General features: G+C 35.6%; 14 protein-coding genes. 8 read left to right on the top strand and 6 right to left on the bottom strand.

Features of this window, described 5'->3' with window-relative positions:
* Positions 1-263 precede the first annotated feature (263 nt).
* From JM172_RS11880 to JM172_RS11860, 5 genes are all read right to left on the bottom strand, one after another.
* Positions 264-800 (bottom strand): DUF4269 domain-containing protein, encoded by a 537-nt coding sequence (locus JM172_RS11880; RefSeq protein WP_214482548.1) that lies wholly within the window; start codon positions 798-800, stop codon positions 264-266.
* A 373-nt stretch (positions 801-1173) separates the two neighbouring features.
* Positions 1174-2184, bottom strand: a complete 1011-nt coding sequence (locus JM172_RS11875) for an agmatinase family protein (protein ID WP_352223374.1) — start codon at positions 2182-2184, stop codon at positions 1174-1176.
* Positions 2177-3451, bottom strand: coding sequence for an imidazolonepropionase (gene hutI, locus JM172_RS11870; protein WP_214482544.1), 1275 nt, complete (start codon positions 3449-3451; stop codon positions 2177-2179). Before hutI ends, JM172_RS11875 begins: the two co-directional genes overlap by 8 nt.
* 16 nt (positions 3452-3467) lie before the next feature.
* Positions 3468-5126: a urocanate hydratase gene (gene hutU, locus JM172_RS11865; protein ID WP_483297256.1), complete on the bottom strand. Its 1659-nt coding sequence runs from the start codon at positions 5124-5126 to the stop codon at positions 3468-3470.
* Between the two features lie 548 nt (positions 5127-5674).
* Positions 5675-7156, bottom strand: a complete 1482-nt coding sequence (locus tag JM172_RS11860; RefSeq protein WP_214482541.1) for a helix-turn-helix domain-containing protein — start codon at positions 7154-7156, stop codon at positions 5675-5677.
* 101 nt (positions 7157-7257) lie between these two features.
* Here JM172_RS11860 and JM172_RS11855 point away from each other — a divergent pair, with 101 nt between their 5' ends.
* The 6 genes from JM172_RS11855 to JM172_RS11830 all read left to right on the top strand — a co-directional run bounded on the left by JM172_RS11855 (position 7258) and on the right by JM172_RS11830 (position 12797).
* Positions 7258-8310, top strand: coding sequence for a M42 family metallopeptidase (locus tag JM172_RS11855; RefSeq protein ID WP_214482539.1), 1053 nt, complete (start codon positions 7258-7260; stop codon positions 8308-8310).
* A gap of 193 nt (positions 8311-8503) precedes the next feature.
* The gene (locus JM172_RS11850; RefSeq protein ID WP_214482538.1) at positions 8504-9175 is read left to right on the top strand and encodes a PIG-L deacetylase family protein; all 672 of its coding nucleotides are present in this window, start codon (positions 8504-8506) and stop codon (positions 9173-9175) included.
* Positions 9159-9344 (top strand): hypothetical protein, encoded by a 186-nt coding sequence (locus JM172_RS11845; protein ID WP_214482533.1) that lies wholly within the window; start codon positions 9159-9161, stop codon positions 9342-9344. Before JM172_RS11850 ends, JM172_RS11845 begins: the two co-directional genes overlap by 17 nt.
* Before the next feature lie 46 nt (positions 9345-9390).
* Positions 9391-10533, top strand: coding sequence for a glycosyltransferase family 4 protein (locus JM172_RS11840; RefSeq protein WP_214482531.1), 1143 nt, complete (start codon positions 9391-9393; stop codon positions 10531-10533).
* Between the two features lie 15 nt (positions 10534-10548).
* Complete coding sequence (locus JM172_RS11835; RefSeq protein ID WP_214482529.1) at positions 10549-11736, top strand: carboxylate--amine ligase; 1188 nt, start codon at positions 10549-10551, stop codon at positions 11734-11736.
* Positions 11736-12797: an oxidoreductase family protein gene (locus tag JM172_RS11830; RefSeq protein ID WP_214482527.1), complete on the top strand. Its 1062-nt coding sequence runs from the start codon at positions 11736-11738 to the stop codon at positions 12795-12797. The genes JM172_RS11835 and JM172_RS11830 overlap by 1 nt, the downstream gene beginning before the upstream one ends.
* Before the next feature lie 208 nt (positions 12798-13005).
* On the opposite strand, the gene JM172_RS11825 is transcribed toward JM172_RS11830, so the two are convergent.
* A complete protein-coding gene (locus JM172_RS11825; protein ID WP_214482523.1) occupies positions 13006-14127 on the bottom strand; it encodes a TIGR04053 family radical SAM/SPASM domain-containing protein in 1122 nt (373 codons plus the stop codon).
* A 200-nt stretch (positions 14128-14327) separates the two neighbouring features.
* On the opposite strand from JM172_RS11825, the gene JM172_RS11820 reads away from it, so the two are divergent.
* A complete protein-coding gene (locus tag JM172_RS11820; RefSeq protein ID WP_214482520.1) occupies positions 14328-14585 on the top strand; it encodes a DUF2249 domain-containing protein in 258 nt (85 codons plus the stop codon).
* Positions 14575-14781 (top strand): DUF2249 domain-containing protein, encoded by a 207-nt coding sequence (locus JM172_RS11815; RefSeq protein WP_214482519.1) that lies wholly within the window; start codon positions 14575-14577, stop codon positions 14779-14781. The genes JM172_RS11820 and JM172_RS11815 overlap by 11 nt, the downstream gene beginning before the upstream one ends.
* Positions 14782-14787 lie beyond the last annotated feature (6 nt).

Genomic DNA, 14787 nt, shown 5'->3' with positions numbered 1-14787 from the left:
AAGCTTATTTGTTGTGATTTTTACTACGCATCATCATGGTAATTTTCATAATTTAGTGCAGCGGCTAACTTATACAAATTTTAAGATCATGATAAATAGTGAAGAGTTCTTATAAATTCCATAAAAAATTCCGAATTTACGTTACAAAATATAGGCATACTTTCTTTTTCAATTTTATTAACAGCTTTACTACGGCCGTTATTAGTAATTTCATTATTGAAGGATTTAGGTCGTTTCTCACGTAGAGAAAAAATTAAAGAACATTAAATAATCCCTTTTTCTCTACCAAAATTTAATAATGCTTCGTAAGAATCTCCAGATAGACCTAAAATTTCACAAAATGCTGGTTCAGTCTTATATCCTTTTATTTTTAGATTAATGACTTGTTCCCTTATACCTGGAAACTCTTTTATTATAAATCTCTCTATAACCATGTGTTGGTAAGCATATTGTTGTAAAACTGGCTGAGATTGCCCAAATATTTCAAATTCAAAGCCGTGATATATAAAATTGGCCTTGACCACTTCCAAATTTCTAATATTTTTTCTGGTGATCTTAAAATCGATTTCATTCTCATATAGTTTTTTTACTTTATTTTCAAATCTTAGTTTATGTAAATGATCAACTTCCATAATAATGTCTAAATCAGAATCGATTACATCAACACCAATTGGTATCGTTCCACATACTACAGGATCATACTCAACTAAGTCTTTCATTATTCCTAAATTTTCTATGGCACTATATGCTTTACGCTGTTTTGCTGTTCCCACTTTTAAACTTATCAGAGAATTATACACCGTTTCCCTCCTAAAAACATGTCAATATTATTGTCGTGGTTATATACATTTCATCATGACATAACTAGAAATCAATATAAATAGCAACAAAGTCTACCGAAAAGGTCCCTTTTAGTTTATGTTTTTCTTATAAGACATTAAACATGTTTAAAATTAAGTATTCAAGCTGTTTGCTTTAGGTAAAAAAACAATAACTTAATAATACAAAGTTATATGTCGACCTGACACCTTTGATCGAATAAGAAAAAATCCTGCCAATATTTCAACAGGATTTATATTATAGCACTATCTTATAAGCTCCATCTAAAAGCTTTCAGAATTGATATTTACATTTTGACAAGTTGATCAAAGCATCCTTGTTAAAATGAGAGAATTAACGAAAAGAGCTCTTCTCACCTGATCTATTTATATATCCAGATAAAAACGATAGCATGACATGTACGCCTGCTTTGACAGTTGAATTTGCTTGATCCTTATGTGGATCGAGACAAACAATATCCATTGCCTTCACTTTGTCACTTTGACCAGCAATATAAACTGCATCAAACAACTCATCTGCTCTCATCCCACCTGGTGTTGCAGCCGGTGCCCCAGGTCCAGCAGTAATATCTAGTACATCCATATCAACAGTCAAATATATTGTATCTACCTGATTACTCAGTTCATCTATTGCTCGCTTTACTACGTGTTCAATCCCTTGCTTACGTGCCTCACGTAGTGTCGTATAATTCAGCCCACACTCGTCCGCATAGTCCTTTAATGATTTCGCATTAAAGAAACCGTGAAGACCTATATTATATACATGCTTACCTTCTACTATCTCGTTTTCAATAAGATTTCTAATTGGAGTACCGTTTGCTGGACCAAATTCATCTACATCTCGTAAATCAAAATGAGTATCAAACTGTAAAATACCTATTTTCTCATTAGGATGTGACTGCTTCCACCCTTTCACTAGCATTGCAGTAATAGAATGATCTCCACCGAGCATGATTGGGAACACATGTGGATGATGTTGACGCATTGCTACCATTGCATCGGTAATATTTTGATGACACAATGCAATGTCTGTAACATGCTGTTTGACATCACCTAAATCTACTACAGAAAGGTCCGTTAAATCAATGTCATAATCAATATTATATGTCGTAAAAGACTTCCATTCTCTGCGCATCGCCTCAGGATTCTCACTGGCGGCTGATGCACTAATTGATGATCGTGAAAGAGGTATTCCTAAAATAGAAATATCAAAGTTCTCCCACTTAACATCATGATTTACAGGTAATGTTTCAATCCATTCATGTACTTTAGGTTCTGTTATATTCTCGTTTCTATCCCAGCTAAATGGTGGTCGCTTAAGCAACGGGTACGGATAATTAGACACAAAGCTTCCCTCCATCAACGACAATTTTACCGTTTTTAATAACCGTATCAGTATGGTTCATGCCGTAATGGTATGGTAATTGCATATAATTCGGTACATCGACAATTAATATATCTGCTTTTTTACCGACCTCAATACTACCTATTTCTTGTCCTCGTTTAATCGCATGAGCAGCATTGATTGTTGCAGCACAAATGACTTCAGCAGGAGTCATACCCATTTTTAAACAGCCCAGATTCATAATAAATGGCAATGAAACAGTAGGTGAAGACCCAGGGTTACAATCAGTGGATAAAGCTACTGGGACACCTTTATCAATCATTTTGCGCCCATTTGCAAATTCAGCCATGAGGAAAAATGCTGTTCCTGGGAGCAACACGCCTATAACATCATTTTCTGCCATCATTTCCATACCTTTTTCCGAAGCTTTAAGCAAATGGTCAGCCGACACTGCTCCAACTTCTGCTGCAGTTTCTGCTCCGCCATATGGCTCAATCTCATCTGCATGGATTTTAGGAAGTAAGCCATGTTCCAATCCAGCTTGTAAAATACGCTTTGATTGCTCTGGTGTAAACACACCGTGTTCACAAAATACGTCATTAAATTCAGCAAGTTTTGTCTGAGCAACCTTAGGGATCATTTCATTTACAACGACATCTACAAACTCATCAGGTCGATCTTTATATTCGGCAGGTACCGCATGTGCACCCATAAAAGTAGAAACAATGTCAATGACGTGATCATCATTGAGCTGTTTTGCTACTTCAAGCTGCTTTATTTCATGCTCTAATGCTAAGCCATAGCCACTTTTCGCTTCCACAGTCGTAACACCATGAAGTAAAAACTGATCTAGTCTACGTTTACTTTCCACATATAATTGATCATGACTAGCTTCCTTCGTTGCTTTTGTCGATGCATGAATGCCACCACCAGCATTCATAATATCCATATAGCTCGCACCTTTTAGGCGCATATTAAATTCATTTTCCCGGCTTCCTGCATGCACTAAATGTGTATGCGGATCTACTAAGCCAGGTAAAACCACTTTGCCTCGCGCATCAATCACTTCTGCTTCATCAATTCGATTCTTAAATTGTTCATGTAGTTGTTCATCCGTACCAACAGCTATGATTTTGTCGCTCTCCAACCAGACACTGCCGCCTTTAATTACTTCAAGGTTTTCCATTTGCTCTAACTTACGTGGATGTTCTGAACTACCTTTCAGCGTTATCACTTCATTTGCATTTCTAATAAAAAGTGGTTTCATAATTACCCTCCTCCCCTTAATCCATCATTGGAATGTGTATACCTTTTTCTTTTGCTGTCTTTTTCGCTAAATCATACCCCGCATCTGCATGACGAACAACTCCCATACCAGGATCTGTCGTTAACACACGTTCAAGCCTTTTTGCAGCTTCTGGTGTTCCATCAGCAACGATGACCATACCTGCATGCAATGAATATCCCATTCCTACACCACCACCATGATGTACAGACACCCAGCTTGCACCACCGATGCTATTTATTAAGGCATTCAAAATTGGCCAATCAGCTACTGCATCACTTCCATCCATCATGCCTTCAGTTTCACGATTTGGTGAAGCTACTGAACCGGAGTCTAGATGATCACGTCCAATAACAATTGGTGCTTTCAACTCACCGCTAGCAACCATGTCATTAATAATTTTCCCAAATTTAGCGCGCTCTCCATAACCTAACCAACAAATACGAGATGGTAACCCTTGAAATTGGATTTTTTCACGAGCCATTTTAATCCAATTGCATAAATGTTTATTGTAGCTAAACTCACGTAAAATGACTTCATCCGTCTTATAAATATCTTCTGGGTCTCCTGATAAAGCAACCCATCTGAAAGGCCCTTTTCCTTCACAAAACTGTGGTCGAATATAAGCTGGTACAAAGCCAGGGAAATTAAAAGCGTTGTCCACTCCTTCATCCTTTGCTACCTGCCTAATGTTATTTCCATAGTCGAAAGTAATCGCACCCAGTTTCTGCATTGTTAACATCGCTTTTACATGTTCAGCAATACTCTTTTTAGATTCACTCTCATATGCTTTTGGATCAGCTTTACGTAACTCATCTGCCTTCTCTAGAGAATAGCCTAAAGGTATATATCCATTAATTGGATCATGTGCGGACGTTTGATCTGTTAGTACATCTGGAGTAAATCCTTTGCTAATCATTTCTGGTAATACTTCTGCAGCGTTTCCTAATAAGCCAATCGATAGTGGTTTCCCCTGTTCCTTCGCTTCACGTGCCAATTGAATAGCTTCATCAATACTTTCTGTCATTATATCTAGATAGCGTGTTTCAATGCGTCGTTGAATTCTAGTTCGATCTACCTCAATAGCAATACAAACACCTTCATTTAAAGTGACAGCTAAAGGCTGTGCTCCACCCATACCACCTAATCCGGCTGTTAGAGATATCGTTCCTTTTAGTGTACTATTGAAATGCTGGCGTCCAAGTTCAGCAAACGTTTCATATGTGCCTTGAACGATCCCTTGGCTGCCGATATATATCCAGCTTCCAGCTGTCATTTGTCCATACATCATTAAGCCTTTTTTATCAAGCTCATGGAAGTGGTCCCAATTTGCCCAAGCTGGCACAAGATTTGAGTTTGCAATTAACACTCTCGGTGCGTCCGTGTGTGTTTTAAACACCGCAACTGGTTTCCCAGATTGAACAAGCATCGTTTCATCGTCTTCTAAATTGTGTAAAGTTTTTATAATCGCATCATAGCTTTCCCAATTACGAGCAGCTTTGCCAATACCTCCATATACAACGAGATCTTCAGGTCTTTCTGCTACATCCTCATTTAAATTATTCATGAGCATTCTTAATGCTGCTTCTTGAATCCAACCTTTTGCATGTAATTCTGATCCTGTATAATTTTCAATGCTACGCTTATTTGTACTCATCATAAACACCCCATTATTCATTTCTTATGAGTAAGTATACTAGGGGAGATTTCAGAAAAATAGAACAAAACTTTGTGAAATTCAAGACGATATCAAGTTGGCATCATTAAAATAGAAGGATTTACGTGAAATAATAGTAATTTATTTTGTTATTAGTATTTTTTTTTGATTTTAGATGTATTCATCGTTTTGCCATTTTACAGATAACACATATACAAATAGGGGTTCATGTTCTTATCATCGTTTGAAAGAGTAAAGGTGCAACAAAACTAAAGTTGTTTATTTCTTAGTGAGAAAAATCATACTATGCGAAAAACTCTTTTCGTACACTTTGTTGCTTTGTACCATTAGAGGCTGCTTTATATGTAAGTCATCATTTTGCAAAAGAAAAGATCCCCCCAACGCCAGTTGTGTATGTATTTATTACCTAATAAAACAACATGTTATGCGAAAACAGTCATTATGAAGAGTGACTATACATAGCTGTTTTCATTCAATAACATGACAGCAAAGCTCACTCACTAATACACCCGTGTTAAAACATAGACCTAATTTAAATCTATATCTTTCTCCATTCTATACTCTCTAGGAGTAACACCCATCACCTGCTTAAAAATTCTACTGAAGTAATTTGCATTTCGAAAACCAGCTTTATTTGCAACCTCTTTAATTGATAAATCTGTTTCCCATAACAATCTCTTCGCAGCGTGAACCCGAAGGTTGGTCACAAGCTGAATAAAAGATATGTTCATTTTTTTGTTAAGTAAATGGCTAAAATAGCTGGGGCTTCTACCTGTGTATTTAGCAACGTCCTCTAATGATAAATTTTGATGATGATAATTCCTTTCAATATATGCCACGCCTAGTTCGACGACATCGTGACGTGAAGATTCTAGTTGATTTTGAGCACCATCAAATAATTGACCCGTAAACAGAATCATTTGTTGAACAGAGCGGTATAAGACTGGACTATATAAAATTTCTTCAAAAACCTTATGGTATAACTCTTCGTACACCCCTTGATCTAAATAAAACGATTTCATATATCGACGTATTTGTGCTAGTATGCTTGTTAATCTAGTTCGTACTAATCCTGGTTCGGGAAAAGGCTCTGAAATTGATAGAAAATGGCGGTACATCCATGACTTAACCATATCCTTATCCTTATTATTAAGCATATCTATCCATTCTCTTTGCTCTTGAGGAGTTAAAAAAGGGTCAATAGTATGCCATTCAACATTTTGCTTTACATGTATAAGTTGCCTGTATCCTTTAAAGTATGTTACTTGTAATGCCCCTTTTGCTTGCATGTATGCTTCGTGAAGTGACTTAATTATCCCTTGGCTATGAATAACGATAGCCATTGGTTCATTTTTTTCTTCATCCCAATCTTGAAGGAGTCGATTTCCAACTGCTTCTAACTGTTTTGTATTTTTGTTTTGAAAAACTAATACAATTAAATCACTGACAGGTAATAGTAATACATCCTCCATTACATAATAGGTTTCAAGAAATAAGCGAAGCTCAGCTAACTTATTTTGATCTTCAGTTTGTAATACCATTAAAGAATCAGCCGTTTCATTTTGGTGATCTTGGATAAAAAGCGAACGATAAGTTGTAGTATTATACTTATTAGCTTGACGTTGTTTAGAGCTATGTTCCGCTCTTAAAACATTAACTGAACGATACAAAGTTTTCTTTAATGACTCTGGTGAATTTGGTTTTACTAATAAATCAACAGCTTGCAGCTCTATCGCTTGCTTTGCACGCTCATATGTCGCTTCGGCTGAAACAGCTATGACGATTTGTGTATATTGTTTTATCCTACTCAATAGTATGTTCCAGTGCTCTCTTGGGATCATATCAAGCTCTATGATTGTTACTTCTGGAACATCATTTTCAAGGTTGATAATAAGCTCGTCAAATGAACTAGCTAGCAATATTTGCTCAAATGAAAATGAGTTTGCCGATACTAACCAACGTATCCCTATCCTTTCATCTTGATCACGGTCTGCAATAAGTAATTTCATATGACTTCTCCTTATGTAAGTCTCTTTTATACATTATAAGAAAACTAATTTATATGATAAAGTAATGAGAGATATATTTTTATTAAGAGAGGAGATTTAAGATGAATACATATCCAAACACAAATGCAACAATTGAGCTTATTAAAGAACTAGTATCTATTCCAAGTCCATCTGGCCATACAGACAACATCATTCAATTTATTGAAGATAAACTTACTAACATTGGGGTCGAGAATAGCCGCAATAGAAAAGGTGGACTGCTTGCAACTCTTCCTGGAACTGACGGCACGAAACATCGAATGTTAACAGCACATGTAGATACACTTGGTGCTATGGTTAAAGAAGTCAAGAGTAATGGTCGGTTAAAACTTTCGATGATCGGAGGTTTTCGGTGGAATTCTGTTGAAGGAGAGTATTGTCAAATTGAAACCTCGGACGGACGGACATATAAAGGTACCATTCTGATGCATCAAACGAGCGTACATGTATATAAAAATGCTGGTGAAGCTAAACGAAATGAGGAGAATATTGAAGTTAGAATTGATGAAAAGGTAGAGAATGCAGAGGACGTTCGCTCTCTAGGTATCGAAGTTGGAGATTTTGTGTCATTTGATCCTAGAGTTGAAGTTACTTCAAGCGGGTTTATAAAATCTAGACATTTAGATGATAAAGCAAGTGTAGCTATCTTACTACAACTAATTGAACATATCAAAAAAGAAAACATACAGCTACCACATACAACACATTTTCTTATTTCCAATAACGAAGAAATTGGCTATGGTGGAAACTCTAATATTACACCTGAAACCGTTGAATATTTGGCAGTTGACATGGGAGCTATTGGAGATGGTCAAGCTTCTGATGAATATACAGTGTCTATTTGTGCGAAGGATTCTAGCGGCCCGTATCATTATGGCCTTAGAAAAAAGTTAGTTCAATTAGCTAACGATAATAATATTGACTATAAGGTTGACATATATCCTTTTTACGGATCTGATGCATCCGCAGCTATACGTTCAGGATTTGATATTGTTCACGGACTTATTGGCCCTGGTATTGAATCATCACACGCCTTTGAGCGTACCCATCAAACTTCAATAATTAATACTGAAAAGCTACTTCTTTCATATGTTCAAACAGCAACAATATGTTAAGACTTGTATAGTAGGTGGAGCTTTACTCCATCTACTCTTTTTTTTCCTTCATTTGTCGGTTAAGATTCATCCGTACATGTTTTCCTCTGTAAAAAATGGGTAGTCATTATCCGCATATGTCTGTATCAACTCTTTCATTAAACCCATATACATAACCTAAAATAGATTACACATTTTTGGAGATGAAGGATTGATGCTAAAAAAAACTGTCTTAATTATTGCATCCCATCCTGATGACGAGCTGCTTGGTTCGGGTGCAACTATAAAAAAATTAATAAATGGTGGCTATGAAGTTATTACTGTAATAACTGCTCAAGGCCGTAACAAAGAAGATGAATATATCACCAACTGCTGTATAGAAGCAAATAAAGAGTTAGGTGTAAAAGAAGTTATTTTCCTCGAGTATCCTAATTTAGAAATGGAAACTTTCCCACTTCACCTTATTAATAAGAAAATTGAAAAGTTAATTACAATATATCAACCTTGTAAAATATTCACTCACCATTATGGCGATTTAAATAAGGACCATCAAGTTACATTTCAAGCTGTTATGACTGCTGCACGTCCTATAGCTGGAAGTGCCCCAATCGACATAATTTGCTTTGAAACAGTTTCATCTACCGAATGGACTCACCATACCAATGATCAAACTTTTAAACCAAATTACTATGTTGACGTAACTGATACAATCGATAATAAATTGAATGCCCTTAAACATTACGATGTTGAAATGCGCCTTTTCCCCCACCCCCGTTCGTTTGATGGAATAAAGTTTTTAGCAAGGTATAGAGGGATGACAGTTGGTGTACATTATGCTGAGGCTTTTGAAATTATTAGGAGGATCCAACATGAAGACAATTGGTGATTTTTCAAATAAACAGATAACAATTTCCAAGTTAGCGAAACTACAAGTTCCCGCACCAGATTTACTTGCCATGATGGATCATCATTTCCAACAACAGATACTTAAGAAAGACAAGAAAGATCCATTCGAGGATTCAAATAACGACAACATTCAATCTTCAACAACATGAAACATGATGACAAATCAAACTAGAGGGCACAAAGGGGAAGTGGACATTGAGAATATTACTAACGACTTTCTGGAACTATCCTCATGTTGGAGGTTTATCTAACTATATCACTAATCTAAAACACGGCCTGGAGAATCGTGGCCATGTCGTTGAAATTACATGTCCAAACGAGTTTGATGGTTATGTAAACACAAAGAACAACATAAGTGACTATTTGTGGAAATTTTACCAACAACGCTACGGTAAAGATAAGAAGAAGTTTTTTCAGCTTGACGTTAACTTTTACACATATTTAACACATTTAAGTCAACAAAACCTTGAGGGTTATGATATTTTACACGCTCAGGATTTAGCAACTGCGTATATTTTAGGTATGCTTAATGAACATTATGAAAAACCACTACTTTATACTCCTCACGGGATTTTAAGCCTCACTAGAATAAAATTTAAAGAAGTAGACAAAGATTCACTTTCAGCAAGGTACTTTATTGAAATTGATAAAAGGGCTGTTCAATATGCGGATAAGATTATCATCCTATCAGATCATTTCCGTGAACCGCTAAAGCAACTAGGTGCACACGATTCAAAAATGCTAACAGTTCATACAGGAATAGAAGAAAATGAAGAAATAGAGTACACCAAAGGTGCAAACCGTCATCAAACGATCATTTCTTGTATTGCTCGTCTTACTCAACGTAAGGGTCACCATATTTTGTTAGAAGCCCTAAACATGATTAAAGAGCATTTAGATCATGTTGAAATTAGGATTATTGGTGACGGTAAGACGAGAGAGGATTTAGAACAACAAGCACAACATTTACGTTTGTCAAATGTAGTGTTCTTAGGAAGTAGAGACGACATCCCTCAGCTATTAAAGGAAACGGACATTTTTGTTTTACCTACTATAAATGATAGTCTACCAATTTCTATCATTGAAGCGATGCATATGGGGTTACCTATCGTTTCATCATATGTAGGAGGAATTCCCGAATTAATTCATCATCAGAAGGAAGGTTTACTTTCAACACCAGGTGACATTGAAACACTCTCAAAGCATCTGCTACTACTTATCCAAAATCCCTCTTTAAGAAACGAACTAGGGGAAAATGCCCGCAAGTTTGCACAAGCTGAGCTAACAGTTAACGAGATGTCAAGAAAAATTGAACAGGAGTACCAATCTTTATTATAGAAAGGTAGTTGAAATATGGTTGAGCGTAAGCATCCTGCAATCGTTCTTGATTTAAGTGCAAATGGAATTGGTATTGTAAGAAGTTTAGGTAGAAAAGGAGTGGATGTATACGCCTTTGATACAGGAAAAAAATACAAAATCGGCAAAACATGTTATGCAACATGTAAGAGTTGTCCTGACCCTATTAAAGATGAAGAAGGCTTGCTTACCTTCCTATTAAATTTAGGTAAGACATTTTGTTGTAAAGCTGTGCTATATGCTGGTTCAGATGATTTTCTCTATTTTATGTCAAAGCATAGAGAAATATTGTCTATGTATTATTTATTTTTATTACCTGAGCACTCAACTATTCATGCATTAATCGATAAACGTTTAACGTATGAACTAGCTACAAAGTATAATATTCCATGCCCGACAACCTTTTTTTTAGATCTGGAAGAGGAATTGGAAGATATTCTTAACAAATTAACATTTCCGTGTATTATAAAGCCTGTTTATGGACATAAGTTTCGTCAACATATTAATAAAAAAATTATCATGGTTCATAGTGCAGAAGAATTAAAAACTGTTTTTCCTTACTATCGGCAATTTGGTGAGTTAATGCTACAAGAATTTATTCCCGGTGATGACAGCACTTTTTACAAACTGGCGACTTTTCTTGATGAAGATATGAATGTAAAGGCTCTTTTCACACTACAAAAAATTCATCAATTCCCGCCAAATATGGGTACAGGTGCCCTCATTATTAGTAAAAGAGATGAAGAAATTATTGATGTTGGCTTACCATTTCTAAAAGAATTGGAGTGTAGGGGAGTAGCCATGGCCGAATTTAAAAAAGATCCCCGTGATGGTGAACTTAAGTTTATTGAGATCAATTCTAGATTATGGCTTTCTCATAGTTTAACAGAGGCTTGTGGTATAGATTTTGCTTATTTATACTACCTATACTTAACAGGTCAAGACCCTGAACCGCGATTGTATCAAATAGAAGACATTAAATGGATTTATCTTGTACGGTATTACCTTGCCTACCTCCAAAAAAGGGAATATGGTGAAATGACTTTTAATGACTTCAAGAAGGGACTATCTGGAAACAAACAATATGCACTATTCGCATGGGATGACCCGATGCCATTTTTGCGCAGTACATTTTCTCATCTTTATAATTCTTGGAAAACTAAAAAACAGGAAGAAAACACATAATGGATATCGCCAACATTAAAAAGGTTTTTCAAAACACCGATTTTCATCATCAAATAAAACATAAGTTTGGCAAATTTAAGTCATTTGTTCCTGATTCAATTCAGCAATTAAGAGCATCTGCGAAAAGTATGATTTATAAATTAGACATCTCAACAGAATTTGGTATTCAACCAATTATTTTTAAACGTTATATAGGGTCAAAAAATAGAAATACTGTAGAAATAAATTTATATGAAAAAGCTCTCCCCTTTCTAAAAGAGTTCATGCCAACAATATACGCAACTAAATCAAATATATTTGATAACGAAACATGGATGTTAATAGAATATATTGAGCCTTTGCGTGGACGAATACCTCCTCCAAATCATTTTGACTATATCATACCAACAATTGCAAAATTACATGCCCACTCATATGAGCAAAATTTCTACGATAATATCGATTTGTTTAACCCCTGGTTTCCAACATTTCATTCGAAGAAAATGAAAACACGAAGACAAGCTAAAATACAAAAAACAAAATTGTATCTTATTGATGCGTTACACCATAAGCGCTTAAAGAAAATGATAGAACCTACGCACAGCATAATACAACAAATATTAAGTGAAAGCTCTTTATCATTTTCTGAACTAGTAAAGAATGGACAATGCATCGTACACGGTGACCTTCATTTACAAAATATATGCTGCAATCATTTTCATCAAAATACTAACAACCATATTCAAATGATTGATTGGGAATCGTCTAGATTTGCATCAGGTTGGTTTGATATCAATTTACTAGTTGAAAGATATCTTGGGTTACGTAATTCCGAGAAAAACAATGATGATAGCATTCGAAACCATTGTGTTCAATTATATACTAAGGAAATGAACAAAAGAGGAATCTCCTTTCAAGGTGACCCTATGATATTATATAAAATGTCTTATTTACAGTACGTCCTTGAAACTGGCTTACTAGTACAATTACAAAAAGAGTTTGATGGTAACAAAGGTGTATTGCTTACCTATTATCTAGACAAAGTTTTGATTTGGGGTAAAGAACTCAATTTGTATAGCTAATGCTTTTCTAGATGTTCAAACAAAACGTTCGTTAAAAAGGCACTATTCAAAAATTATAGATTGTACGAAATTGCTATCTTGTTAACGAAGAAAAGCTACAGTTAACGCTAGTTATGAAAAGAGGCCGAGCTTTAACATAGCTACATACAAAAAGGTGTATCCCACTCAAAGATATAGAGGAAGGCTACACCTACTTCAGCTTGTTATATTAAGTATTCACTGATTTTGACCGCAATGCTTTCGGTATATACACACAGAATGGTTCACTTTCTAAAAAATTTCCAGTCACTGCATACGACCTTGCACGTGAGCCACCACAAACAAAGCGGAATTCACATACACCACATTTCCCTTTAAATTTGTCTGGATTTCGCAAATCTTTGAAGATAGGAGAATTTCTATAAATATCCGCTAATGTCTTCTCTCTAATATTTCCAGCTTTGACAGGCAGTAATCCACTAGGAAATACATCACCAATATGAGATATAAAAACAAAACCATTGCCGTCATTGACACCTTTTGGTGCTCGACCTAAACCATCAATTTGACCCGTTTTTCCTTCGTTTAAGGCATCTGCATAACGGATAGCTCGATCTGTATCTTTTGCTTCTTTCATTTTCTGTTGAATAACGACACGACGATAATGTTGTGCTGCTGTTGTTTTAATATCAAACGGTACCTTTTTACTTAATTCATATAGCCAGTGAAAAATCTGTTCGTGTTGTACTGGGGATACCATATCTGACTCTTTCCCCCTTCCGGTAGGAACGAGAAAAAATACACTCCACAGGACGCATTTTAACTCTTCTACAACCTTAGCCATCTCTTCTAGCACATCAACATTGTAGCGAGAAATCACTGTATTAATTTGCACTGGAATTTCTAACTCGTGTAAATATTTTATGGCATTCATTGTTAAATCAAATGATCCTTTCGTTCCACGAAAATGATCATGTACTTCAGCAGTTGGACCGTCTAAACTAAAAGCCCACCGTGCTAAACCAACCTCTTTTGCCTTCTCAATCGCTTGTTTAGTTACATTGGGAGTGGCACTAGGTGTCATGGATACCCTTACACCTTTTTTTATCGCATAATCTGCAATATCATATACATCTTCCCTCATCAAAGGGTCTCCACCTGTAAACACCAACATTGGATTATCCATTTCATAAATCTGATCTATTAATTGTTTACCTTCCTCAAAGGATAATTCTCTAGGGTCCCGTCTAGTTTGAGCTTTTGCTCGACAATGCAAGCAGTGTAATTGACAAGCACGCGTTAATTCCCAAATGACTATAAATGGATTTTTATTAAAATCTCGATCAAACATAAGGACTACCTCCTCAACATTCATGTAAATATTGTAATTATTTTGATTTGAGTATGTATGTGATATGCATCACATATTCTTGTGGACAAATTGTGAATGGTAACTATTGAAAAAATTATTAACAAGTGAACTGAATCACACCAAACATAATTGAAAATTATTATCATTAAATCAAAGGATATGACGAGGAGGAATAAAAAATGAACGATATAGAAGCAAAGAACATCGTTGAGTTAGATGTGAGAGAAGATATAAATAAAAAGCTTCAGCCATTTCAAAAAATAACAAATACTGTTTCTTCATTGAAAGATGATGACATTTTTATATTACACGCACCTATTAAACCTACACCGCTACTTACAATTATGAAAACAAAAGGTTTTACTTATACCGTTGAGAAGGTAGCAGCAAAGCATTGGAAAGTGACCTTCGTGCGAGGTGAGAAAAATGATTCTTGATAATCGAGGTTTAGAGCCTCCCCAACCAATGATGAGAACACTTGCAGCATTGGAAAAACTTCAAGATAACGAAGTTCTTTCAATTATTAATGATAGACGACCTATGTTCTTATATGAGCAATTGGATGAACTCAAATATACGCACCATACTAAACAGCTAGACGATGGTACTTATCAAATTGATATTAGAAGATGAAAACGG

This window comes from Bacillus sp. SM2101 (assembly GCF_018588585.1).
Taxonomy (GTDB): domain Bacteria; phylum Bacillota; class Bacilli; order Bacillales; family SM2101; genus Nanhaiella; species Nanhaiella sioensis.
This window is presented reverse-complemented; position numbering and strand designations above follow the sequence as displayed.

Excerpts from the sequence above, each read along its gene's own strand:
- hutI (WP_214482544.1), bottom strand. The coding sequence starts at position 3,451 with ATGAAACCACTTTTTATTAGAAATGCAAATGAAGTGATAACGCTGAAA.
- hutU (WP_483297256.1), bottom strand. The coding sequence starts at position 5,126 with ATGAGTACAAATAAGCGTAGCATTGAAAATTATACAGGATCAGAATTA.
- JM172_RS11860 (WP_214482541.1), bottom strand. The coding sequence starts at position 7,156 with ATGAAATTACTTATTGCAGACCGTGATCAAGATGAAAGGATAGGGATA.
- JM172_RS11855 (WP_214482539.1), top strand. The coding sequence starts at position 7,258 with ATGAATACATATCCAAACACAAATGCAACAATTGAGCTTATTAAAGAA.
- JM172_RS11850 (WP_214482538.1), top strand. The coding sequence starts at position 8,504 with ATGCTAAAAAAAACTGTCTTAATTATTGCATCCCATCCTGATGACGAG.
- JM172_RS11845 (WP_214482533.1), top strand. The coding sequence starts at position 9,159 with ATGAAGACAATTGGTGATTTTTCAAATAAACAGATAACAATTTCCAAG.
- JM172_RS11835 (WP_214482529.1), top strand. The coding sequence starts at position 10,549 with ATGGTTGAGCGTAAGCATCCTGCAATCGTTCTTGATTTAAGTGCAAAT.
- JM172_RS11830 (WP_214482527.1), top strand. The coding sequence starts at position 11,736 with ATGGATATCGCCAACATTAAAAAGGTTTTTCAAAACACCGATTTTCAT.
- JM172_RS11825 (WP_214482523.1), bottom strand. The coding sequence starts at position 14,127 with ATGTTTGATCGAGATTTTAATAAAAATCCATTTATAGTCATTTGGGAA.
- JM172_RS11820 (WP_214482520.1), top strand. The coding sequence starts at position 14,328 with ATGAACGATATAGAAGCAAAGAACATCGTTGAGTTAGATGTGAGAGAA.
- JM172_RS11815 (WP_214482519.1), top strand. The coding sequence starts at position 14,575 with ATGATTCTTGATAATCGAGGTTTAGAGCCTCCCCAACCAATGATGAGA.